The following is a 22,326-nucleotide window of genomic DNA, read 5'->3' as shown; positions in this document are numbered from 1 at the left end:
AATTTATGTAATATATGATACAATAATTACAAAGAGTATTTAGAATAGATTGTCTGGAGGCCCAACTGATGGACGCAAAAATGACAAAACAACGGTACAAGATGTATAAGGCTGGTAAAACCTGGCTTTTTGCTGCGCTGACAGCCTTTACGGTCACTGGCGGGATGGCCATGATCGATGATATGGATGAAACGGAAACCGGGATTGGGACCCACAAGGTTTCGGCGGCTGAAGCGGCCTTAAATACTGGTCGAGTCGCCTTTGATATCAACGGGAACCCAGTTTCTGCCAACAGTTCAGCGGCTTATTTTACCTTTGATAGCATTGAAGACGCCCGGGTTGGTGCCTACAAGGACCTTCCAACTAAATATAATGCCCTAGTCAATGACAAAGGCACCGTCAACATTCAAGTCAAAAATGTCTTTGTTTACTTGGATGGTTCGAAGTTGAAGATGCAAATGATTCAGGGAACAACCACTTTTAACTTCACTACGACTAGCAAGATTAGTAACGTTTATTTACGTTGGGTAACCCCGGGGGATTACAGTGAAAATAGCTCGGGTCGTCGGACTGTTGGTATTTCCAAGGGATCTGCTAGCCAGGTGATTGAGTATAAGTTCCAAGCTGGTCAGGAACTCTATGCGTACTTGGGTGATGACACTGAGTTAAAGACCGGTGTTAATGACAGTTCCAATGGCGCTTTTGGTAGTGGTTTCTTTAATATGCGCCTTTTTGGTCTGGAGGATGATAACCCCTTTATTTACTCTGAAAAATTAAAGAGTGATATGTCCGACCGGTCCAATGAAGTTGGTAGCTCGAAGGCTGCCAAATTAGCAACAGCCGGTCAGTTAAAGCAAAAGTTGATTGACATGAAGAAGAGTGTTGATGGCTTCAAGACTTTGACGGATGCTGAAAAATCTGTCCGAAAGACGCAGTTGGAAAGCCAGTACAACTCGGCCATTGACCAAATTAACCAAGTCTATACCCGGGCCAATGTAGAACAAATTGGTTCAAAGTTTTTGACAACTATGAATACTTTGGGAACAAGTGACGACGGGACCAGTCTGTCTGACCGCAACCAGGCTGCTAAGGCGGAACTGGCTCTTTATGCTGACAAAATTACAGCAGCCATTGATAACGATTCATCACTGACTAAAAACGATAAAACTAAGCAGAAGGCTAATTTGGCCAAATTGGTTAGCCAAGTTAACGCCCAGTTAGACCAAGTTGCAAAGCAAAATGCCCAGGCGATTGTGAATAGTTTGGTCAGTGGTAAGGAAACCTTAGACGGTGCTCACCATGAGGTGACCTTAGAGACTCGTTATGCGGACTTTGACGCTGCTATTACAGAGGCAGCCCGGTTAGCAAAGGCTAGTGTCGCAGCTAATCCAACTTTGTCAGCAGCAGACCGGCAAGAACGGTTTGTGGCGATTGACCAGATTGTGGCTGACCAGAAGGAAAATATTCGTAATGGTCAGCACAGTAATGAAGAAATTGACACGGCTAGTCAAATTGAGAATTTGACACCGTTATTTGCCGAGCAAATTAAAGATGGCCAGTCTGTGGCTGACCGTCAAACTGCTGCTAGAACAGATATCCAAAACGAAGTCGACCGTTTAATCCGAGAAATTGACTCGGACAAGACGTTGACCTCAGCCCAAAAGGCTAAGAACAAGAAAACGGTTGAAATCAACGGGGCTAAGTATATTGCCCAGGTTGCCCAGGCAACCACTGCTGATATGGTCATTAGCCAGCGAAAGACAGCCATTGATAGCCTTGACCAGGATGCTAAGACTGGTATGGTCGATTTGGCGACTGCTCGGGCTGCAGCTAAGGCCGATGTAGAGCAAATGCTGGCAAAGGCCTTAAAGGACATCAACCAAGATGATACTTTGGTAACGACTGATTCTAAGGGTAACAGTGACACGACTGACCGTGATAACCAGATTACAGCGGTTAAGGCAATTGCTGCTGCGGCTTACCAGCAAATTGCTGCGGCTAGTGACGTCGATAGTATCAGCCAAGTAGCGGAAGAAGCTACCTATACCTTGGATAAAATCCACGAAAAGAAGGAAAATGCTCGGGCAGTATTGGCTGACACTGCTAAGTTGCTGGGTTATGACATTTTGGATGCCAACACTAGCAAAGACCGAAAGAAGATGCTATCCCAAGACAGCTTATACAAGGCCTTGGATACAGCCATTAACAATGCCAATGCTGCGATTGATTCGGCTACTTCCTTGGACAATATTCCAAGTGAAAGTGCGGAATTAAACCAAGCAATTGAAAACTTAAATAAGAACAAATGGGCTGGTAAGATCAATAACCAGCGCCGGCAATTTTTGGATCAAATTCAAAAGGCCCGGGATGCTGCAATCGCCGAAGTGAACGCCCACCCAACGGCTACTTCACAATCATCTGCTAATGATGGGGCCTTGACCAAGGGTGAAAAGCTGGCTCAAATTGAAGCAATTGAGACGATTTACCGACGTGCTTTGAATGAGATTAAAAACGATAAGAATAAGGACCTCTTTGTTAAGGGAAAGAAGGAATTAAAGAACACCATTGTTGGCGGTAGCTTCAAGAAAGAATTAGACCTCTTGAACCAGTTATCAGCGGCTAAGGCAAGTAGTCGGGCTAGTTTACAAAAGACAGCCCAAGACGCAATTGCTCAGCTAGAAGCCTCAACGGCTTTGACGGATAGTGAAATTGCTGCCCGGGTGCAAAAGATTGAAGCGGCTTATATTAAGGCCGTTAACCAATTGGACGCTAAGATTAGTGTCGAAGAGGTTCAATTAGCTGCCGATAATGACGAGTTAAACCGGACGATTAAGGCTACTTTGTCAGGTATTAATGACAATTCGGCACGGATTGCTCAAAATGAAAAGGCGATGCAGGCTGCTTTGATTGATGGCAAGACTGCTATTAACAACTCGACGGCCTCTGACCAGGTTAAAGCAGCTCAAACGAAGGCCCTTGAAAATGCTGCTGAGGCAGCGATTGCCAATATGAAGGGGCAATCAACTGCTAAGACAATTGAAGCCGCTTATCAAGATGGTTTGAATACCATTCAAAACTTGACTGAAAAGCAAAACCAGTCGAAGGAAGCTTTGCGGGCCCAGGCTCAAGCAGCAATCGACCAGATTAATCAAATCAATAAGCTCCAAGAAACTGAGAAGGCTGCTCGAATTGCTTCAATCTTAGCTGCTTTGGGGGATGCTCAGTCAGAAGTTGACGAAACACAAACCCTAGAGGATGCTCAAAACGGGGCAACCAACCAGCACCTTTCTGACGTGATTGCAGAACAGTTAAATGTTTCGGATGTAGCAGAATTGTCACAGCAGGTGCAAGACGCGAAAGCTGCAGTTGATGACGCGGCCAAGGCAGCCAAGGCTAAAATTGACGGCGATTCTTCCTTGTCAGCGGCTGCTAAGATTAACCAAAAGCAAGCAGTCGATGATGCTGCGACCCAGGCTAAATATAATATTGAACAAGCTAATAGTTCTGCTAGCCCACTGGAAGGGGCCAAGGAAGAGGGGGTTGCAACCATTGATGGCCTCTATGATGCCAAAAGTGCTGCAAGAACATATTTCACAGACCAAGCCAAGCAGGCCCAGGCTGCTATTAATAACAGCCAAGACTACTTAGAGTCTGAAAAAGTTGAGCGGAACCGGGCTATCCAGCAAGCTTTGGCAGAGGCCTTGGCTCAAATTGACCAGCAAAGAACAGCAGGTGAGGCAACGGCTGCTGGTGCTGCTGGTAGTCAAAACCGAACTGACTTTGATAATAAGTTGGCCCAGGCCACTATGGCCGCTGAGCAAAGCTTTGCTGACCGGATGAAGGCTGCCTTAGCGCAATATGAAGCAACCAGCCAGGCTGAGGGAATCAAGCCAGCTGATAATGCTAGTCAGGCTGAAAAGGACGCCTTTAATAGTGTTTACCAAAACGGTTGGGCAGCAATTTCAGGGGCTAGTTCTGCCCAAGAAATTGAAGACTTGTTAACGGAACAAGAAACCCTACTCGAAAACTTAACCGGTGCCAAGCAGGCTGCCCGAGATGATTTGACTCAAAGAGCTAATGAAGCCTTGGCTAATTTGCAAAAGGCTGCGGCTGATATGCCAGCTGATGAACTTGCTGAAAAGACAGGGGCGATTAACGGCGCTCTGGCAGCTGCCTTGAAGCTGATTGACCAGCAAACAACCTTGGCGGGCGTTGATGACAATAGTGAAAACGATGCCTTACAAGACGCTATCGATAAGTCTAAGGTCCATACTTCTTTGGCAGATGTCCGGCAAAACGCCATCGACTTGATTAATAACCAAGCCCAGTTTGAACTGGATAGTTTGGATGACCTTGAATCTGGGGCCGGTTTAGCTGATTCAGGTACTGACGACCAAACGACGGTCAAACAGTCGAAGTTAACTGCCGAAGAAAAAGCTACCCAGGCTAAAATTATTACAGATGCCAGGGATGCGGCAATTGCCGCCATCAACCAAAAAGACCAGGCTCAGGATATCGCCGATGTTGCGGCTGACGCCTTGGCTTATTTGGATGGCATTACTGAAGATAAGTGGACTGTTCGTGGCTTGATGGAGCAAATGGCTCAGAAGGCTACAGACCAGGTTAATAATGATGTAAATTTGTCAGCGGACGAAAAAGCAAACCAGTTGGCAAAGATTACATTAGCCTTGGCAGCCGCTGAAAAGTCATTGGCAGAAGAAACAGGCCGCGATGCAATTACAGATGGTAAAAATCTCGATAGTTTGAACGGCCAAATTAATGAAATCTTGGGCACTTCCTTTACGACCTTGGACCAAAAGAAGCAACTAGTCCAATTGGCCTTGGAAGAATATGCCAATAATACCTTGAAGCCCGGGGTAGCCCAGTTGCCAATTGCCACGGTACCTGGTATTAACCAAAATAGTGCCTTGACGAAGGCCGAGCGAACGATTCAACAAAGGGCGATTGACCAAGCCATTCAAGACTTGATTGATAATAGTTTGAGTCAGGCCACCACTGCCGAGGAACTAGAAGAAGCTTTGGTGAATGCTAAGGCTGCTCTTGACCAGTTAACGCCAGCTAAAAAGCAGGCATTAACGGATTTGGCTGCCCAAGCTTTGGCGGCTGTTAATAAGGCGAAGAACCCAGCGACTGGCTGGAGTCAAGCCGAAGCCAACCAGCTAGTTCAAAATGTTAAGGATACCTATGCTAATGTTTTGAAGCAAATTAACCAGGCGACAACAGTTGAACAGGTCAATGCCTTGCAAGCTGATTTAGCTTTGAAAGAAGCAATTAATGCTGCTAATGCTGATCCAACAATGACTTTGGCTGAGCAGAAGTCAGATGCAAAGAACCAAATTGCCGACGAACTGACGAAGCAGTTAGCTGATTCAACTTTGTCTGATAGCCAAAAGGCCGCTTTACAACAGGCCGCCGACAGTGCTAGTGCTGCCATTGATAACGCTAAAAATGCCGATGGGGTTAGTGCGGGCGTTTCGGCTGGGTTGACCAACTTAGAAAACTTAATTAAAGAACAAAACCAGGTTAAAGATCAATTAACCGAAACGGCTAACCAGGCTAAAAACCAGGTTGACCAAAATACGGGTATGACTAGTCAGCAAAAGATTAGTCAAAAGCAGGCAATTGACCAGGCCTTGTCTACGATTAACCAAAAAGTTGAGGAAACGAGTCAGGTTAGTGACTTAGCAAAAATTGACGTTTCAACCTTGGATCAGGCCGCTGATACAAGTGCCTTTGTGTCATTGGATGATCAAATCAAGGCAGCAGAGCAAGCAATCGATGACCAAGTTGCTGGTTTGAAGGCCGCTGTTGATAGCCAACCAAGTGCTTTCTCAAATCAAGCCAATGCTAATGATTCAAAGGCTTTGACGGTTTCTGAAAAAGAGGCCCAAAAGGCGGCAATTGAAAAGGCTGGTCAAGCAGCCAAGAACTTGCTCGCTAATTCAGTCAATGCCGACACTTTGGTGGAAAACCAGGTCAGTGCCAGCCAAGAATTGGCTGGCTTAGCCGGGGCTAAAGAAAGTGCCCGGCAGTCTTTGGCCGACCAGACTGGTGCTGCTATGGCGGCTGTCCAAGCAAACGATGCTTTGACAGCCAATGAAAAAGCTAACCGAGTAAAAGACCTCCAGACTGCTTATGAGACCGCCTTGGATGGGGTTAACCAGGCAACGACGGTTAGTGGTACTACCGCTGCTGGTAAAAATGTTGCCTTAGACCAAGCCATTGCTGGTAGTCAAAGTGGTTTTGCTAGCTTGGATAGTCAAAAGGACCAGGCTAAGCAAGCGGTTGATATGGCCGCTAGTGCTGCCAAAAACGGCCTAATAAACTTGTCTGATGATGACCGAGCTGAACAAGGTGCGGCGATTGACCAGGCAGCCGACCAGGCTAAACAAGCAATTGACCGTCAAACAAATGCTGATGATGTTGATACTAGTCGTCAAAGTGGAATTGAGAACTTACAAGGACTTAACGACGCCAAGAAGGCTGCGATTGCTTCGTTGGAGAATGCAGCAAATAACCAACGGGACCAAATCAACAAAAGTGACCAGTTAACCCAAGACGGTAAAGATGCCTTGTTGGATGAAGTTGAATCTGCTCTTTCTGCCGCTAAGCAAGCTGTCAATGAAGTCACAGATGCAAGTTCGGCTAAGAGTGCAGGTCTTGATGATTTCCAAAATGGTTTGGCTAGTGTTCAAGACCAGATTGAAAAAGTCGATTCCATTGACCAGCAGAAACAAGGTGGTCGTGAAAGTATCGACCAAGCTTTGGCTGCTGCCAAAGAACTAGTAGATGCATACTCAGCTGACCAAGCTGACGATAGTACCAAGAAAGCGATGAAGGCAGCTTTGGATGCTGCTGCTGAAACAGCCAAGACTGCCCTTGGGCAACAAACGACTGCTGATGGAATCCAGGCAGCCTTAGACAATGGATTGGACCAGGTTAATAACTTAAGTGCGGCCCAATTAGACGCTCAAGCAACGGTTAAAGACCAGGCAGAAAAGGCAATTTCAGACCTGCAAGATAACCAACATTTGACGACTGATGAACGTAATTCACGGGTTGAAAAAATCGAAAAAGCTCGGGACCAGGCTTTGGCGAATGTTAACCAACAAAGCACCATTGCTGGGGCAACGGCAGCTGGTCAAGATGTGAACTTGGCCCAGGTCATTTTGGATGCTCAATCTGCTGATGGTTACCAGTCATTAGTTGACCGGAAAAGTGCGGCTACCACTGCTTTGAACCAGGCAGCTGAAAAGGCTAGTCAGGAGATTTCTGACCGGACTGACCTATCAGAGGCTGATAAAGCCACGCAAAAGGCTGCCATTGAAACAGCTCGACAGGCCGCGGTTGATGCGGTTGGTTCTGCGACAACTGCTGATGAGACGGTGGCTGCCTTGGCTGCTGGGCAAAGGGAATTAGCTGGTTTAACCGCCGCTAAGGATGGTGCCCGTGAGCACTTTAACCAAATGGCCCAGCAAGCTAAGGACCAAATTGATGGTAATGCCGAATTAACGGATGCAGAAAAGGCAAGTCGGAAAGGTCAAATTGACCAGGCTCTCGACCAGGCCTTTGCTGGTGTGAACCAGGCATCGTCAATTGAAACAGTCACAGATTTGACCACGGATACTGGCTTAGCAACGGCTATTTCAGATCCGGCAACTAAGCCAACAACTACCTTGTCTGACCAAAAGGCCCAAGCCAAGGCTACGATTGATGAGGCAGCTGCTAAGGCCAAGGAAACAATCGCTAGTCAGGCCCAGGGCGATAGTCAGTCAGCTCAAAAGCCAGACGTTTTGACTACCGGTGAAATTAAGGACCAGCAGGCTGCAATTGACCGCTTAGCTCAGGCTGCTAAGGATCAAATTGACAGTTTGACTCAGGCTGAAGGAATTAAGCAGGCAACGGCTGCAGTCGAAAGCAATTTTGCTGACTTAGCAAAAGCCAAGGAAAGTGGCCGAGCTAGCTTAGCAAATGAAGCAGCGACTGCTTTGGACCAGTTGGCTCATGATAGCAAGTATAATGCCTTGACTGAGGCTGAAAAAAATGACCGGGCCCAGGCTATTCAAACAGCCTATGAAAAGGCTTTAGACCAGCTTAACCAAGCTGATTCGGTCGATGGTGCCAATCAAGCCACCAATAATGCCGACTTAAGCACTGCTATTACTGCCAACACCTCGTTAGAAAACGTCAAAGACGTTAGTGACCAACAAGGACAGGCTAAGCCCTTAATTGACCAAGCAGTTAATGATGCGAAAACTGCCGTTGACCAAAATACAAAGTTAACGGATGACGAAAAGGCTAGCCAAAAGGCGGCAATCGACCAAGCGGCTGAAAATGCTAAGCAGGTGATTGACCAGCAAAAGACAGCGGATGGGATTAACCAAAGTTCACAAGATGGGGTTGAAACTATCCAAGGTTTGGATAATGCCAAGCAAGGTGTTCGGCAAGAAATTGATAGCCAGGCTGCTAAGGCTGAAGAAGCTATTAAGCAAAATGATAAGTTATCTGCTGGTGAAAAGCAGGACTTGCTGAATAAGGTGGATGCTGCTAAGGCTGCCGCAAAAACAGCCGTTGATGCCGCTACTTCAGCCGACCAAGCCAAGGCAGTTGTGACTGATGGTTCTGACTTTGAAAAGGAACTAGCTGACCACAGTAGTCCGAATAATGGAACAGCCATTGATGACCAGCAAAGTTCCGCTAAGGCTCAAGTTGACCAAGCTGCAAGTCAGGCTAAAGATGTCATTGATCAAAATTCATCGCTATCGGACAGCGAAAAAGCAACCCAAAAGAAGGCTGTTGATGATGTCTTTGACCAGGCGAAAGAAAAGATTGATCAGGCAAGCACTGCTGATGGGATTAACCAGGCTAAAGACCAGGCGGTTAACAACCTTAACGGTTTAAGTGCTGGTAAGGATGCTGCTCGAGATAAAGTTGACGAGGCAGCTAGTCAGGCTAAAAAACAAGTTGACCAAAATTCTTCCTTGACAGATGCTGCTAAAGCAGCTCAAAAGGCTGCGATTGATGAAGCAGCTAACCAGACTAAACAACAGATTGATCAGGCTAAGAACCAAGCTGGTATTACCGCTGCTGAAGCGGCCGGTCAGGACAATTTAGCTGGCTTAAGTGACAAGAAGGATGAAGCCTACCAGGCCATTGACCAAGCAGCTGAAGCGGCTAAGAAGGCCGTGGATGAAAACGTTAATTTGGATGACCAGGCAAAAGAAAGTCATAAAGCAGCGATTGACCAAAGTGCAGAAAATGCCAAAAACCAGGTTGACCAGGCCACAACCACTAATGATGTTGACCAAGCCAAGGATGCTGGTCAAGATCATATTGCTGGTCTAGGAACTAGCAAGGAAGATGGTTACTTGGCGATTGACCAAGCAGTTGCTGATGCTAAAAAGGCCATTGACCAAGATGACCGGTTGAATCAACCAGCTAAGGACGCTCAAAAGACTGTCCTTGACCAAGCTGGCCAGGATGCTAAAAAAGCAGTCGACCAGGCTAAGGACAGTGCTGGTGTTAGTCAGGCCGTCCAGGATGGCTTGAAGGTTATTAATGACTTGACCCAGCAAAAGCAAAATGGTTACCAAGCAATTGACCAGGCGGCTGAAGCAGCCAAGGGTCAGATTGACCAAGATGACCGCTTGCCACAGTCTGCTAAAGACGACCGCAAGCAGGCGATTGATGAAGCCGCCAACCAAGCCAAGTCTGAAATTGACCAGGCTAGAAATAGTGGCGCCATAAAGGATGCCACTAGTCAGGGCCAAAGTGATTTGGCAGAAATGAATGGCAAAAAAGACCAGGCTTACCAAGAAATTGACCAAGCGGCCGACAATGCCAAGCAAGAAGTTGACCAAAACGCCAACTTGGATGACCAGGCCAAAGCCGACCATAAAGCGGCCATTGACAAGAACGCCGAAGAGGCCAAAAAACAGGTTGACCAGGCCAGCACTCTAGCTGGTATCGACCAGTCTAAAGATTCTGGGACCAAGCAGATTGCCGGTCTTGGGGATGCTAAGAATACAGCCCACCAAGCAATTGATCAGGCAGTTAAAGATGGTAAGGTTCAAGTTGAACAGAATAATGCTTTGACTGACCAAGATAAGGTTGAACAAATAGCTGCCTTAGACCAGGCTGGTCAGGCTGCTAAACAGGCGGTTAACCAGGCCAAAACGGCAGAAGCAATTAACCAAGCAGCTCAGGCTGGTTTGGAAAACATTAAAGGTTTGACTAACCATAAGCAGGCAGCCCACCAAGCAATTGATGAGGCAATTAACCAGGCGAAGGGGCAAGTTGACCAAAATGCTTCATTGACTGATCATGAAAAGTCAGTTCAAAAAGAAGCATTGGACCAGGCTGGTTCAGAGGCTAAGAAGGTAATTAACCAGGCAACGACCACTGATGGAGTTCGTCAAGGACAAAGTGACGGCCAGACTACTATTGCTGGTTTGCATGACCATAAAGAAACCAGCCGTCAAGAAATTGAGGACGCTGCTCAAAAGGCCAAGGATACCATTCAGGCTGACCCTGATTTGACAGCTGGGGAGAAGGCTGACCGGATAGATAAGGTTGATGCCGCTAAGGACGCCGCTAAGTTGGCGGTTGACCAGGCGACAACCTTACCGGGAGCAAGTGCTCCTGCAGGAACCGGAAGTAACTTTGACCAAGCTTTGAATGGGGCTAAGGATAAGTCTGGAATTAGCTCCTTGACTGATCAAAAGAACCAGGCAAAGCAAGCAATTGACCAACAGGCTCAGGCTGCTAAGAATGCAATTGATGGAAACTCAAGCCTATCAGATGGCCAAAAGGCTACTCACAAGGCAGCAATTGACCAGGCTGCCAGTCAGGCCAAGCAGGCTACTAATGTGGCCCAAGATGCTGATGGCGTTGTGTCGGCTTTGACTGACTGGGCATCTGAGAAGCAAAATGTTCAGACCCAGGTTGACCAGGAGGTTGCTGGAAAGGCAAATAATCCGGCAAGTCAAACTGATTCAGTTGTGAATACCGATTCTGCAGCCCAAGCAAGCACAACAAGTAACCGAAGTGGCAATGCTGGTATCACCACCAATCTGGCTGCCACTGCCGGTGATGGCTCGGTTGAAGCAAATCCAATGACTGGTTCGAGTCAGTCTGATTCAACAACTAATTCAAATCAGAACGCTAATTCAGATGTTGAGTTGGCCACCACTGGTGATAGTTCTGACCAAGAAAGTGCCAATAGTGGGACTACTAAGACTAAGCCAAAAGCTGCAACAGCCATCAAGACTGGCTTAGATGTCCTTGGAGCTGGGGTTGTTGGTGCCTTTGCCCTCTTCTTTGCCCGTGGTAAAAAAAAGAAGCATGATGACGAAAAATAAGTGATAATGACTTAGGTTATGACTGACAAATGAAGGGCCAGACGGTAATGACGTCTGGCCCTTTTTGGTTCAGCTTTCAAGATACGGTATAATAAAGAACTGACTAGTAGAAAGGAGCAGGGAGATGACAGACAAGCAGAATCAATACCACTTTGACCAAGCAACCGAACTGCTCCTGTTTAAATTAGCCACGCCAACGATTTTACATGACGGGGCCCAATTTGAGGGAATGCCACTGACGATTTTACAAACTGAGGCGATTGCCAATAATGACGTAGTCGATGGGGTGAAAGCTGATGATTTACTAGCCCTTCATCAAATGCACCTGGGTGCTCATTATGTCGCTGATCACTTTGATAATTTTAATTTTGATAGCCTAAAAGAGTTACACAAAATTACTGCTCAAGGTAATGCCTTAAACCCTGGGCAACTCCGCACGGGTCCCGGTGGTGTCAACACCAAGAAGGGAACCTTTTATCCCGGTTCAGTTGACCCTAAAAAAGCTGAAGACCTAGTTAATAGCTTGTTGGCTGACCAAAGTATCGCTGCAGAGACGAAGGCGGCTAGGTTGTTTCTGTACTTATCGCGGGCTCAGCTATTTAACGACACCAATAAACGGACGGCTTTGTTAGCTGCGAATGTGCCACTTTTACAAGCCGGGGCAGGAATCTTTTATTTGCCGGAAAGGACGATGGATACCGTCTTACACTTATTAGGCGAGTATTATTATTCCGGTGATGGTCGGCTATTAACCGCGGTTTTAGAAAAAATTGCAGTTTCAGATTACGACGGTAAAACATTTTATGACCCTCACCACCAAAATCAAGCATATGGTGATACTTATACGAAAATGATGAAGGACTTCCAGGCCTTTGGAGCAAAGGGCCTCCTTGGAAAGGACCGGGTCCTAGAATTAACAGCAACAAAAAAGGTCGAAGACTAATTGTCTTCGACCTTTTATTTGTTAAAATTAGTTTTCAAACTTAACGCGGACACCCTCTGGAATAGGGAAGTCTTTTTGCGTTAGTTCAAGTTCACCGGTTTCTAGGTCGCGGCGGTAAACAGAAACGTTGTTGGTCTTTTGGTTGGCAACCACCAAGTACTTTTCTTCAGGGTCAAAGTTCATGTCACGGGGGAATGAACCTTCTGTGGAAATCGTTTGGATCAATTCGATTTCAGTACCCAAGTTGGTGACTTGGAAGACTGAAACGGAGTCGTGACCACGGTTTGAGGTATAAATGAATTTGCCATCGGCAGAAACCCGGATAGCGGCTGCACCGTTATGGTCGTCCCAGTCAGATGGGATTGTTGAAGCGGTCATGATGTGTTCAAATGACCCGTCTTCTTCCGAGTACTTCAAGACTGATAGAAGGGATGACAGTTCACCAAGCAAGTAGGCATAGTGGCCGTCGGGGGAGAAGCGGATGTGACGGGGACCAAAGCCGGCATCAGCCTTGTAGCGGCTAGCTTCGGTCATTGCCCCTTGGTCATCCAAATTCAGGGTAATCACTTCATCAGTTCCAAGGTCAACGACCACCAACCGGTTGTCTGGCGTCAAGTTGGTAAAGTGAACATGAGCACCGTCTTGTTCAGGACGGGGGCCATCACCCTTGTTGTACCAAGTATCTCGCAATTCTAGTGAGCCGTCGGCTTCAATGTGGAAGACTTCCACCATACCGCGATGGTAGTAACCAGCAAAGACGAATTGACGGGCTTCGTCAATTCCGATGTAGGCAGGGGCAGACCCTTCAGTCATATTAATGCCCAGTTCCTTCATGGGACGGTCAGTGTTATCAAGTGCGATAACGCCGGCTTCTTCGCCACGTTTTTCAACAGCGTAAACCTTGTTTGCCTTGGAAATATCCAAGTAAGTTGGGTTTGTGCCTGCAAAAACGAGTTCGGGGTTTTTTAGTTGACCAGATTGGCTATCGAAGTCAGCTTCGTAAATTCCCTTTGAGGTCTGCCGGGTATAGGTACCAAATAGTACGTGATGAACAGTCATGTTCAGAAAAACTCCTTTTTTATTAATCTTGTAATCCTTATTATTATACCATGTTTTATTAATTGAATTAAAAATCGGCGGTAGGAGAAGGTTAGCTAGTATTTCTTATGTTACAATATTAAGTAATGAAACTTGTTTAAAAAGGAGCAACCATGCCAGAAGAAAAAAAGAAAAAATTGACAGGGTTAACCTCAACCAAGGGGCTCAAGACGTTGGCGGCAATCGTTTTAGTCTTGCTTGTGATTTGGTTGGGCTACCAGGTTCGCTTTATTTTCGGTCCAATTGAAAAGTTTGTAGCGGCAGTTGGTGCACCAATTATTATTGCCGGGGTCTTCTTTTATTTGTTAAATCCTTTGGTTAATAAAATCCAAGGTAAAACCGGTTGGAAGCGGCGGTATGTCGCTTTGCTAGTTTTGGCCGTTTTCTTGCTAATCTTAATTGGGGGGATCGCCTTTTTGGCTTATGTGGTAACTAACCAGGTAACGACCTTGCTTAGTCATTGGCCAACTTATTTGCACAACGGCCAAGCTTGGATTAATAACACCTTTAAGGGCGACCAGTTCGAGCAAGTTCGGGAAGTTTTGACGACTTCGAATAGCTCGATTAACCATACGGCGATTACCTGGGTCCAGGCCAATATTGGGACTGGCTTGGTTAGCGTTGGTAAGTTTGCGGCGAAAGTTAGTGAAATCGGGGTTGTCTTGATTTCAACGCCATTTATCTTGTACTACTTGCTCTTGGACGGGTCACGGTTGCCAAACTTTATCATTGATAAGTTGCCAAATAAAGCCCGGCCATCAACCAAGCATGTCTTAGAAGAGATGTCCAAGCAAATTGCCAACTACATTCGGGGTCAACTCGGGGTGGCCTTTTCCGTGATGGTAATGTTTGCTATTGGTTATACGATTATCGGCTTGCAATTTGGCATCTTACTGGCAATCTTGGCCGGAATTTTGAACTTGATTCCTTACCTTGGTTCTTTCTTAGCCCAAGTGCCGGTTTTTGCGGTAGCTTTGGTTACTGGGGGGCCAAAGATGGCTGCTTTGGCTGCGGTTGTTTTGGCAATTGAACAGCCAATGGAAGCTCACGTGATTTCGCCAAAGATTTTAGGGGATGCCTTGGCAGTTCACCCCGTGACTGTTATTATTGTCTTATTGGCCTCTGGCCAAGTCTTTGGCCTCCTCGGCTTTATCCTGGCTGTGCCAGGCTATGCCGTTTTGAAAGTCCTAGTAACCCACTTTTACACTTGGTGGCGGACGAATTCTGGCCTGTTTACTGAAGAATTGGAGAATGACAGAAAATGACCAACCACGTTGTTTTATTTGAACCGGTGATGCCAGCAAATACTGGCAATATCGCCCGGACGACTGCGGGTACCAACGCTGTCTTGCACTTGATTGAACCGCTTGGTTTTGATATTTCTGATAAGGCCGTGAAACGGGCTGGGCTTGATTACTGGGACCATGTCGACTTGGTCAAGCACGATTCTTTACCAGCCTTCTTGGAAACTTTAAAAGAAGATGACCATTTGTACTTGGTCTCGAAGTTTGCTAACCAGGACTATACTGATCCAGATTATAGCGAAGCTAATGGTGGCGATAACTACTTCTTGTTCGGTAAGGAAACGACGGGATTGCCTGAAGTCTTTATGCGGCAGAACCCAGAAAAGGCTATTCGCATCCCACAAAACGATGAGCACATTCGTTCACTCAACCTGTCAAATACAGTCGCAATCGTCTTGTTTGAAGCTTTGCGCCAACAAGACTTTGCTCAGTTGGACAAGGTTCATACTTATGAGCAGGATAAGTTGAAATAATAAATAAAAATCGACTAGGTTCATGTGATATGAACCTAGTCGATTTTTTGTTCTAATTTTTTTAGTTCTTTTTTAAGCAGGTCTAAAGTTCCTTGGTAGTAGGTAACACCATACTTATAGGTAAACTCTTGCTCGTCAGTCATTTTGCCAGACCATTCGTGGCTTTGACTGGTTAAAGAATTCAATCGAGTCTCAACGTTAGCAATTTGTCTTTTGGTAATGGTGTACAAAGTTTGATAGTTGAGGTGCTTGCCAAAGTAAAATTTTAGCAGGTAATCAGAACGAAGTTTGTCAGGCTCTGTTTCCTTTGAAAGGCTGCCTAGAAATGTCTCTTTTCCTGCTTCTGTGATTGAAAAAATATTCTTGTTAGGGCGGTCGTTCTGGACGACTGCTTTTTTGGTAACTAGTTGATTATTTTCTAACTTTTTTAAGGTCGGGTAAATCATCCCGAAGCCACTATCGAAAAAGTGGCTCAGCCGGTTTTCAATTAAGTCACGAATTTCGTAACCGGTTAAGTCGCGGTCCATTAAAAGGCCGAGAATCACATCTTGTCCCTTCATTAGAACTCCTTTCAAAATATATATTATTAATATGATTATAATATATATTCTTGATAAGCATATTATCTTTTAGTTTTCGTTGGAAAGATAAGGAACGTGAATGTACTGATAGCAAGGAAAGGCAGAGCGGTACGGTATAAGTTTGTGAATGCGAAGGTATTCTGTTTTTTAGCGTAATTTTTTATGTGTTGGCTCAGCTGCTGGATTTCTTGGTTGAGGGCCAAGTTGCCGGTATTAACAGAAGAACCTTGTTGACTATTTTCAGCTTTAATTTGTTTTTTGGCGGTTGCTTGAATTTGATTAATAACGGGTCTTGGCAGAGCTAAGTGACTGTATGAGCTATTTGAGTATTGAATGGTTTTGGATTGGGCATGGTTAAGGTTGCCATATAAGGCACTGATGAAAATTGCGACAGCTAAAGAAATACCAACCTGTCTTAAAACGCCCGTTACGCTTTGCGATGCACTAAGCATTTCACCTTCAAAGTCTGCAGCTGCAATAACAGTGATTGGACCTGTAATGGCACCATATCCAATTCCAATTAGAGCACCACTGATGCAAGTTGAAAGAGGGCTTGTTAAGGCTGAAAGCCAAGCAAATGAAAGGTAACCGGCTAGCATAAATAGGAATCCTGTAAAAACGAGTAATCGGGGTCCAATCTTTTTTAGCAGTAAACCGGCAATTGGGGACATAATAAAAATGAAAAGAGTAATTGGCGTAATCATGTACGATGCATTCAATGTGTTGTAGTGTTCAACATTGACAAAGTATGTTGGTAAAATAACGGTAATTGCTACTAAAAATAGGTTACTGAGAATGATGACGATAGAAGCTCCAGAAAATTGACGACTTTTAAATAAGTTAAGTGAAATCATTGGTGCTGAAGAAAAATGCTCAACCAAGATAAATAAGACTAGGGACAAGACTGCAATTAAAATTAATGAGATTGAAGTGACTGATGTCCAACCCCAATGACGTCCTTCAATCAAAAATGATGTAAAACTGGACAGGAGCGTAATTCCTAGAAAAGAACCTAACCAATCGACTTTTTTAACATTGGAGGGGATAATTTTGACCGAGCGCAAGACCAATGTTCCTAAAATGATAATGAACAAGGTCAGAGGGAGGTTGATGAAAAATATCCAATGCCAAGACCAAAATTGAGTGATGACGCCGCCAATGGTAGGGCCGAACGCTGCTGCTAGTCCCTGCGTAACACCTAATGCTGCAATTGTAGCAGTTCTATTTTTTCCAGGAATTAGTTCGATCCCAAGTGACATGGATAAAGGGAAGAGTAGTGCTGCCCCGAAACTCTGAATAACACGACCAATTAATAAGACATTAAACGTGGTTGAAAATCCAGAGAATAAAGATCCAAGACCAAATAAAGTTGCGCCAAAAATAAAAAATACTTTTTTGTTAAAAATTTCTGCAATTCGGGTTAATGGAATCGTGAACGAAGCGAAGATGATAGTGTAAGCGTTCAATGCCCAGGAAAGGTTATTAAGGCTAGAGTGGGTGGTGCTAGCAATATCTGGTAGTGCAACATTCATTACTGTTGTATCAAGCATACAAATGAAAATACCCAGAATGAATATTGTTGTGATGAAGTACTTTTTAATCATTTTTCTAATCTCCTTTATTAACATCGTTTATATTAACATAGTTAATATAAAAGAAAAGAAAAATATTTTTCAAAAAAGGGTTGCGTAATTTGAATAGCCTTGTTAAACTAATATAGTTGTTTAAGAGAGATTAAACAACAACTGACCATGGCTCGTTGGTCAAGTGGCTAAGACGCTGCCCTTTCACGGCGGAATCGAGAGTTCGATTCTCTCACGAGCTACTAAAAAAGTCGCAACTTCGGTTGCGACTTTTTTGTTTGCCTTAATGGCGGAGTTTATGGAATTTATTGGTTGAATTGAAATAACAAAATTTAACTAAAAATGGTTCTTTCAGGAATGATTTTGGGGCGATTTGCTACAAATTTGCTACACTTTTTAATTGCCAAATTTCACGGCTTGCTTTAATATACTTTTTTGTCCTATTTGTTTAATATTTTTAAAATATATTGTTTTTATTTAAAATATAATTTAAAATTAAAGCAGATAAAGGAGAATGAGTATGAAAAAGCGAAGCATGTTTTTTAAGCATAAGCCTAAGGTAAAGGGCTATACCAAGACTACTTACATCGATAGTACTGGGCGCAAGCGAACTGAAAAGGTTCGACTCGACCCGAATGATAGCCGAAGTGCTATCCAGGTGGGGAGCATCGTGAATGTCGTGCTATCTGAGGACGAAGAAAAACAATAGTTATTTGAATTAACAATGCGATATTCTTTTTATTGCTGCGAAGGAGAGAACGTTATGAATAAAAGGAATCGGACTTTAAGGCGAATGATTAATGGTTATTCCAAGATGAATGTGTTTATGAATATTAAGCCAAGTGTTACTAAACCAGTTTCCATTGGGACGGCGGAAGAGGACGTTAAGGCACTAGCGGATGATTGGCAGAAGGTTGGTCAGTCGATGCGGGCAGTGATAGAAATACACGAAAATCTTTGATAACTTTGAAGGTTGCAATTATGATTGCGACCTTTTTAATTTAAATCCATAGAATTATACACACTTTATGTGTATAATGGATGTGCGAGTGAAGGCGGTTTTTGTGCCCATCAAACCGAAAGAAATGGTTAAAAAGCTGAAGAAAAACGGGTTTGAAATTGTTGGTCAAAAAGGTTCACACGTTCAACTTAAGAATGGTAGTTGTTACACTGAGGTCCCCATGCACTTTAAAGAATTATCAAAAGGCCTTGAACAAGCTATATTAAAACAAGCAGGGATTAAATAGTAACGCCATTCGAATGATTAAGTAGAAAAGGAGTGAGAATAAAAATGGTAAGTAAGGATCAATTATCAACCACTTATCCAGTTGTTATTCATCTAGAAAACAATAGTTACTGGGCAAACGTTCCTGATGTTCCTAGTGCTTTTACTACGGGTGAAACAGTTGAGGAAATACTTGTTAATATTAAAGAAGCAATTGAGTTGGCACTATCAACAACACTAGAAGTGCCGGAACCAACTCATTTTAATAATGTTATTGCAGAAGATGGCTTTGTTCAAATGGTGAATGTTTCATTGATCGATTATTTGAAGGCCGTGTCCAAGACTGTTCGTAAAAATGTTACTGTCCCAAGCTATTTAAATGAACTTGCTAAAAAACATAATGATAATGTTTCTGATATCCTAACGAAGGCGTTAGAAAATCGGTACGGACTCAGCTGATTTATTGATGTAAAAAAGGACACTGTTTGGTGCCCTGTTTTACAGATAGGATTTTAACTATTAGCCTTACTTAAGACCTGGTCCAAGTCCTTGTTACCGATTTGGCTCTGGTAGTCATCACCGTTGTAGGTGAAACTTTGTGAACTAGCAGTTGGGTTCTTAGTGTAAATTTCAAAGTAACCCTGGCGTTCATAGGCGGCAACAACGCTTTGCTTCTTACCGTCAATGGTCATGGTACCAGTCCAGAAGGTAATCCCGTCGGTATAGGGATTGAGCGAGTTGGTGTCAGATGGGGCGTTAATCGTTCCATTGGTCATTGGTAGGATGACCGCTTCTGAACCATTATAGTATTTGAGGTCTTGGACCTTGGTTTTGGTTGACTTTTGCAAGTCTGCGTCTAACTGGGCCTGGGTATAGGTTGACCCGTTGCTTGAATAAGTAGTTGAAATGCTTGCTGCTGAGCTTGAGCTAGCGCTTGATTTTTTGACGGTTGTGTTTGTCGATGATGACGAACTGTTATTGCTTTGATGATTAGCATTGCCGATTAGTTCATAACCGGCAAAGGCTACAACTAAGACAGTGATAATACTGGCCCACAGAATGGCTTTACTTCTCTTAGACATTTTGTTTAAATCCTTTCTAATTTATCCCGATAATCCTGATTATAGTCTTAAAATTTTAAAATACAATTTTGCTCTTATTGCTGTGTGCATTTAAGGAAAACTTTAAAATTACTTTTAGTTCTTGTTATCAGACTAGACAGGCCTTAACACTGTGCTAAGATAGAATAAGTGCGTCAAACATTTAGCTATTTCTAGCTTGTAATTAGAGGAGAAGGCAATGGCGAAAAAGGCAACCCGTCGTAGTCCGAAAAAGAATACTAAGAAAAAGACCAATAATAAGGTTGGAACAGCCAGTCAGATTATTGCTTTACTAGCAGTGATTTTGTTTGCAATTTTTGCCATTTTTAAGATTGGCTTATTTGGCTTGTACTTAGCCAATATCAGCCGGTTCTTCTTTGGTAACTTGTACCAAATCACCTTGCTACCAATCGCAATTTGGGCACTGTACTACCTGATTATGGATAAGGGCTTTGCGATTAAGGGCCGGATTTATACCGGGGTGACCATGCTGTATTTGGCCACGATGTTATTATCAGCGCTGCTTTACTTCACGCAAAACCAGTTCCCAGACGGCAGTGATGTTTCCCAAGTAATTCGGATTATCGGTCAGGATATGACCAACCAGGTGGCTCACACACCAGTTGGATCTGGTATTATCGGGGCCTTTTTCTACCAGGTAACTGACGGCTTCTTGTCAGAAATTGGAACGGCCATCATTATTGCACTCTTGTATATTGCCGGTTTGATTGTGACTTTCCGTTTGCCTGCGAAAGATATGGCCCAAAAGGGCGTTACCAAAGCCCACGAAAATTTTGCCGAGTTCCAACAAAACCAGGCACAAAAACGCGACCAACGGCAGTTTTTGGCCGGTAAGGATAAGCAAGACATTACAGACTTCGGCAATGATCCTTTTGGTCTAAGTAAGACGGAGCCTGAAGCCGGACGACCAAGCGATGACCCATTCTTTGGCGATGGTGATAATGGACCGGCGATGGCTGCGACAGAAGAAACGAGTGTTTCGGCCGACCCAGTTGAGCCAACGATTAACTGGCAGAACCCAACCGCTACGACAGGTCCAGCACCAACAAGCACACCGACTGGGTCAACGACGGCAAATCCGACCCCAGTTACGCCAAGTTCAAGTAACCATGATGACTTTAACCATGACACGATTGCAGACGATGATTACCAGTTACCAAAGACGTCGTTGCTAACGAAGACCAAGGCGACTGACCAGTCCAAGGAAGCTGCTAGTTTGAACGGTAAGTCCCGTTTGGTTCACGATACCCTCCAATCTTTTGGAGTTGACGCCACGGTTTCATCCGTTTCACTTGGTCCGACCGTGACCCAGTACGAGTTAAAGCCTGGTCAAGGGGTCAAGGTTAACAAGATTGCCAATTTGGCCGATGACTTGGCGTTAGCTCTGGCGGCCAAATCGATTCGAATTGAGGCCCCGATTCCTGGAAAGCCCTATGTTGGAATCGAAGTGCCAAATGATACCCAGGCCACGGTTGGTTTCCGCGATATGGTTGAACAATCAAAGACGACGAACCAGGGACTTTTGACGGTTCCACTGGGCCGGGATGTGACTGGTAACATTGTTTCTGTTGACCTATCCGCGATGCCGCACTTGCTGATTGCGGGTTCAACCGGGTCAGGTAAGTCAGTTGGCTTGAACGGCATTATCGTTTCGCTTTTGTTAAAGGCCAAGCCTTCTGAAGTCAAGTTGATGATGGTCGATCCAAAGGTGGTTGAACTTTCAATTTACAACGGCATTCCACACCTGCTGACACCGGTTGTTTCTGACCCGCGTAAGGCCGCTAAGTCCTTGCAGAAGCTGGTCGATGAAATGGAAAACCGCTATTCACTCTTGGCTGAATTTGGTAAGCGAAACATTGGTGAATATAATGCGGCGGTTGATGAAAACAACGCTCGTGCCAAGGAAACTGGGAATGCTTTGATGACGAAGATGCCATTTATTGTGGCGATTGTTGATGAGTTCGCCGACTTGATGTCAACGGTTGGTTCTGAAATCGAAGTTTCGATTGCCCGCCTAGGGGCCAAGGCCCGGGCTGCTGGAATCCATATGATTTTGGCTACTCAGCGGCCGGATGTAAAGGTGATTAACGGAACGATTAAGTCGAATATTCCGGGTCGAATTGCCTTTCGAACGGCTTCTGGAATTGATTCGCGGACAATCTTGGATACCAATGGGGCTGAGAAACTGCTTGGCCGTGGTGATATGATTTTTGCCCCACCAGGCAAGGCTCACCGCCGCTTGCAGGGGGCCTTTATTTCAAACCAGGATGTCACTTCGGTCGTTGACTTTGTTAAGAGTCAGCAAGATGCCGTTTACGATGACCAGATGACGGTTACGGACGCAGATATTGCGGAAGAGGATGCCGGCTTGGGCGGTGGCGATTCTGATGATGAACTCTTTAGTGAAGCACTGGAATTCGTTATTGACCAGCAAAAGGCCTCAACTTCGCTGTTGCAACGGCGGTTTCGGATTGGTTACAACCGGGCAGCTCGCTTGGTTGATGACCTGGAGAATGCTGGTTACATTGGTCCGGCTGATGGCGCCCGTCCCCGCCATGTCAATGTTACTAAGAGTGATGTTGACCAATAATTGAAAATTTAAGCAAACAAAAATAGG

The 22,326-nt window shown here is 44.8% G+C and carries 12 protein-coding genes and 1 tRNA gene; 9 read left to right on the top strand and 4 right to left on the bottom strand.

The genetic code is table 11. From position 1 onward, the window contains the following. The first annotated feature begins 68 nt into the window (after positions 1-68). Complete coding sequence (locus AC5162_RS04935) at positions 69-11,381, top strand: DUF1542 domain-containing protein (RefSeq protein WP_496534146.1); 11,313 nt, start codon at positions 69-71, stop codon at positions 11,379-11,381. A 124-nt stretch (positions 11,382-11,505) separates the two neighbouring features. After that, positions 11,506-12,324 (top strand): Fic family protein, encoded by an 819-nt coding sequence (locus AC5162_RS04930; RefSeq protein ID WP_496534145.1) that lies wholly within the window; start codon positions 11,506-11,508, stop codon positions 12,322-12,324. 27 nt (positions 12,325-12,351) lie between these two features. On the opposite strand, the gene AC5162_RS04925 is transcribed toward AC5162_RS04930, so the two are convergent. Further along, positions 12,352-13,383 carry a lactonase family protein gene (locus tag AC5162_RS04925; RefSeq protein ID WP_496534144.1) on the bottom strand — a complete coding sequence of 344 codons (1,032 nt, stop codon included), beginning with the start codon at positions 13,381-13,383 and terminating at the stop codon, positions 12,352-12,354. A 152-nt stretch (positions 13,384-13,535) separates the two neighbouring features. Between AC5162_RS04925 and AC5162_RS04920 the strand changes: the two genes are divergently transcribed. Both AC5162_RS04920 and AC5162_RS04915 read left to right on the top strand, forming a co-directional pair. Next, positions 13,536-14,687 (top strand): AI-2E family transporter, encoded by a 1,152-nt coding sequence (locus tag AC5162_RS04920; protein ID WP_496534143.1) that lies wholly within the window; start codon positions 13,536-13,538, stop codon positions 14,685-14,687. Further along, complete coding sequence (locus AC5162_RS04915; RefSeq protein ID WP_496534142.1) at positions 14,684-15,199, top strand: tRNA (cytidine(34)-2'-O)-methyltransferase; 516 nt, start codon at positions 14,684-14,686, stop codon at positions 15,197-15,199. The genes AC5162_RS04920 and AC5162_RS04915 overlap by 4 nt, the downstream gene beginning before the upstream one ends. Positions 15,200-15,234: 35 nt before the next feature. Here the strand turns inward: AC5162_RS04915 and AC5162_RS04910 are convergent, their stop codons facing one another. Together AC5162_RS04910 and AC5162_RS04905 are read right to left on the bottom strand one after the other, a co-directional pair. Next, a complete protein-coding gene (locus AC5162_RS04910) occupies positions 15,235-15,759 on the bottom strand; it encodes a PadR family transcriptional regulator (protein WP_496534141.1) in 525 nt (174 codons plus the stop codon). A 62-nt stretch (positions 15,760-15,821) separates the two neighbouring features. Beyond that, positions 15,822-17,384, bottom strand: coding sequence for an MFS transporter (locus AC5162_RS04905; protein ID WP_496534140.1), 1,563 nt, complete (start codon positions 17,382-17,384; stop codon positions 15,822-15,824). A 149-nt stretch (positions 17,385-17,533) separates the two neighbouring features. Here AC5162_RS04905 and AC5162_RS04900 point away from each other — a divergent pair. The 4 genes from AC5162_RS04900 (at position 17,534) to AC5162_RS04885 (ending at position 19,047) form a co-directional block, all read left to right on the top strand. Beyond that, positions 17,534-17,605, top strand: a tRNA-Glu gene (locus AC5162_RS04900). Positions 17,606-17,883: 278 nt separating this feature from the next. Next, a complete protein-coding gene (locus AC5162_RS04895) occupies positions 17,884-18,072 on the top strand; it encodes a hypothetical protein (protein WP_496534139.1) in 189 nt (62 codons plus the stop codon). 355 nt (positions 18,073-18,427) lie between these two features. Further along, a complete protein-coding gene (locus AC5162_RS04890; protein WP_496534138.1) occupies positions 18,428-18,610 on the top strand; it encodes a type II toxin-antitoxin system HicA family toxin in 183 nt (60 codons plus the stop codon). A 44-nt stretch (positions 18,611-18,654) separates the two neighbouring features. Continuing rightward, positions 18,655-19,047 (top strand): type II toxin-antitoxin system HicB family antitoxin, encoded by a 393-nt coding sequence (locus AC5162_RS04885; protein WP_496534137.1) that lies wholly within the window; start codon positions 18,655-18,657, stop codon positions 19,045-19,047. A 53-nt stretch (positions 19,048-19,100) separates the two neighbouring features. On the opposite strand, the gene AC5162_RS04880 is transcribed toward AC5162_RS04885, so the two are convergent. Then, a complete protein-coding gene (locus AC5162_RS04880) occupies positions 19,101-19,670 on the bottom strand; it encodes a hypothetical protein (protein ID WP_496534136.1) in 570 nt (189 codons plus the stop codon). A gap of 217 nt (positions 19,671-19,887) precedes the next feature. Here AC5162_RS04880 and AC5162_RS04875 point away from each other — a divergent pair, with 217 nt between their 5' ends. Continuing rightward, positions 19,888-22,299 (top strand): DNA translocase FtsK, encoded by a 2,412-nt coding sequence (locus AC5162_RS04875; protein WP_496534135.1) that lies wholly within the window; start codon positions 19,888-19,890, stop codon positions 22,297-22,299. Positions 22,300-22,326: the final 27 nt, after the last annotated feature.

The sequence above is a fragment of the Fructobacillus sp. ChS1-6f1-1-27 genome, from assembly GCF_059579415.1.
Note: the sequence above shows the minus strand (reverse complement) of the source record. Positions and strands in the feature narration are given on the sequence as shown.

Bases quoted from the DNA above. Each gene is read 5' to 3' on its own strand.
- AC5162_RS04935 (WP_496534146.1), top strand. From the start codon at position 69: ATGGACGCAAAAATGACAAAACAACGGTACAAGATGTATAAGGCTGGT.
- AC5162_RS04930 (WP_496534145.1), top strand. From the start codon at position 11,506: ATGACAGACAAGCAGAATCAATACCACTTTGACCAAGCAACCGAACTG.
- AC5162_RS04925 (WP_496534144.1), bottom strand. From the start codon at position 13,383: ATGACTGTTCATCACGTACTATTTGGTACCTATACCCGGCAGACCTCA.
- AC5162_RS04920 (WP_496534143.1), top strand. From the start codon at position 13,536: ATGCCAGAAGAAAAAAAGAAAAAATTGACAGGGTTAACCTCAACCAAG.
- AC5162_RS04915 (WP_496534142.1), top strand. From the start codon at position 14,684: ATGACCAACCACGTTGTTTTATTTGAACCGGTGATGCCAGCAAATACT.
- AC5162_RS04910 (WP_496534141.1), bottom strand. From the start codon at position 15,759: ATGAAGGGACAAGATGTGATTCTCGGCCTTTTAATGGACCGCGACTTA.
- AC5162_RS04905 (WP_496534140.1), bottom strand. From the start codon at position 17,384: ATGATTAAAAAGTACTTCATCACAACAATATTCATTCTGGGTATTTTC.
- AC5162_RS04895 (WP_496534139.1), top strand. From the start codon at position 17,884: ATGAAAAAGCGAAGCATGTTTTTTAAGCATAAGCCTAAGGTAAAGGGC.
- AC5162_RS04885 (WP_496534137.1), top strand. From the start codon at position 18,655: ATGGTAAGTAAGGATCAATTATCAACCACTTATCCAGTTGTTATTCAT.
- AC5162_RS04880 (WP_496534136.1), bottom strand. From the start codon at position 19,670: ATGTCTAAGAGAAGTAAAGCCATTCTGTGGGCCAGTATTATCACTGTC.
- AC5162_RS04875 (WP_496534135.1), top strand. From the start codon at position 19,888: ATGGCGAAAAAGGCAACCCGTCGTAGTCCGAAAAAGAATACTAAGAAA.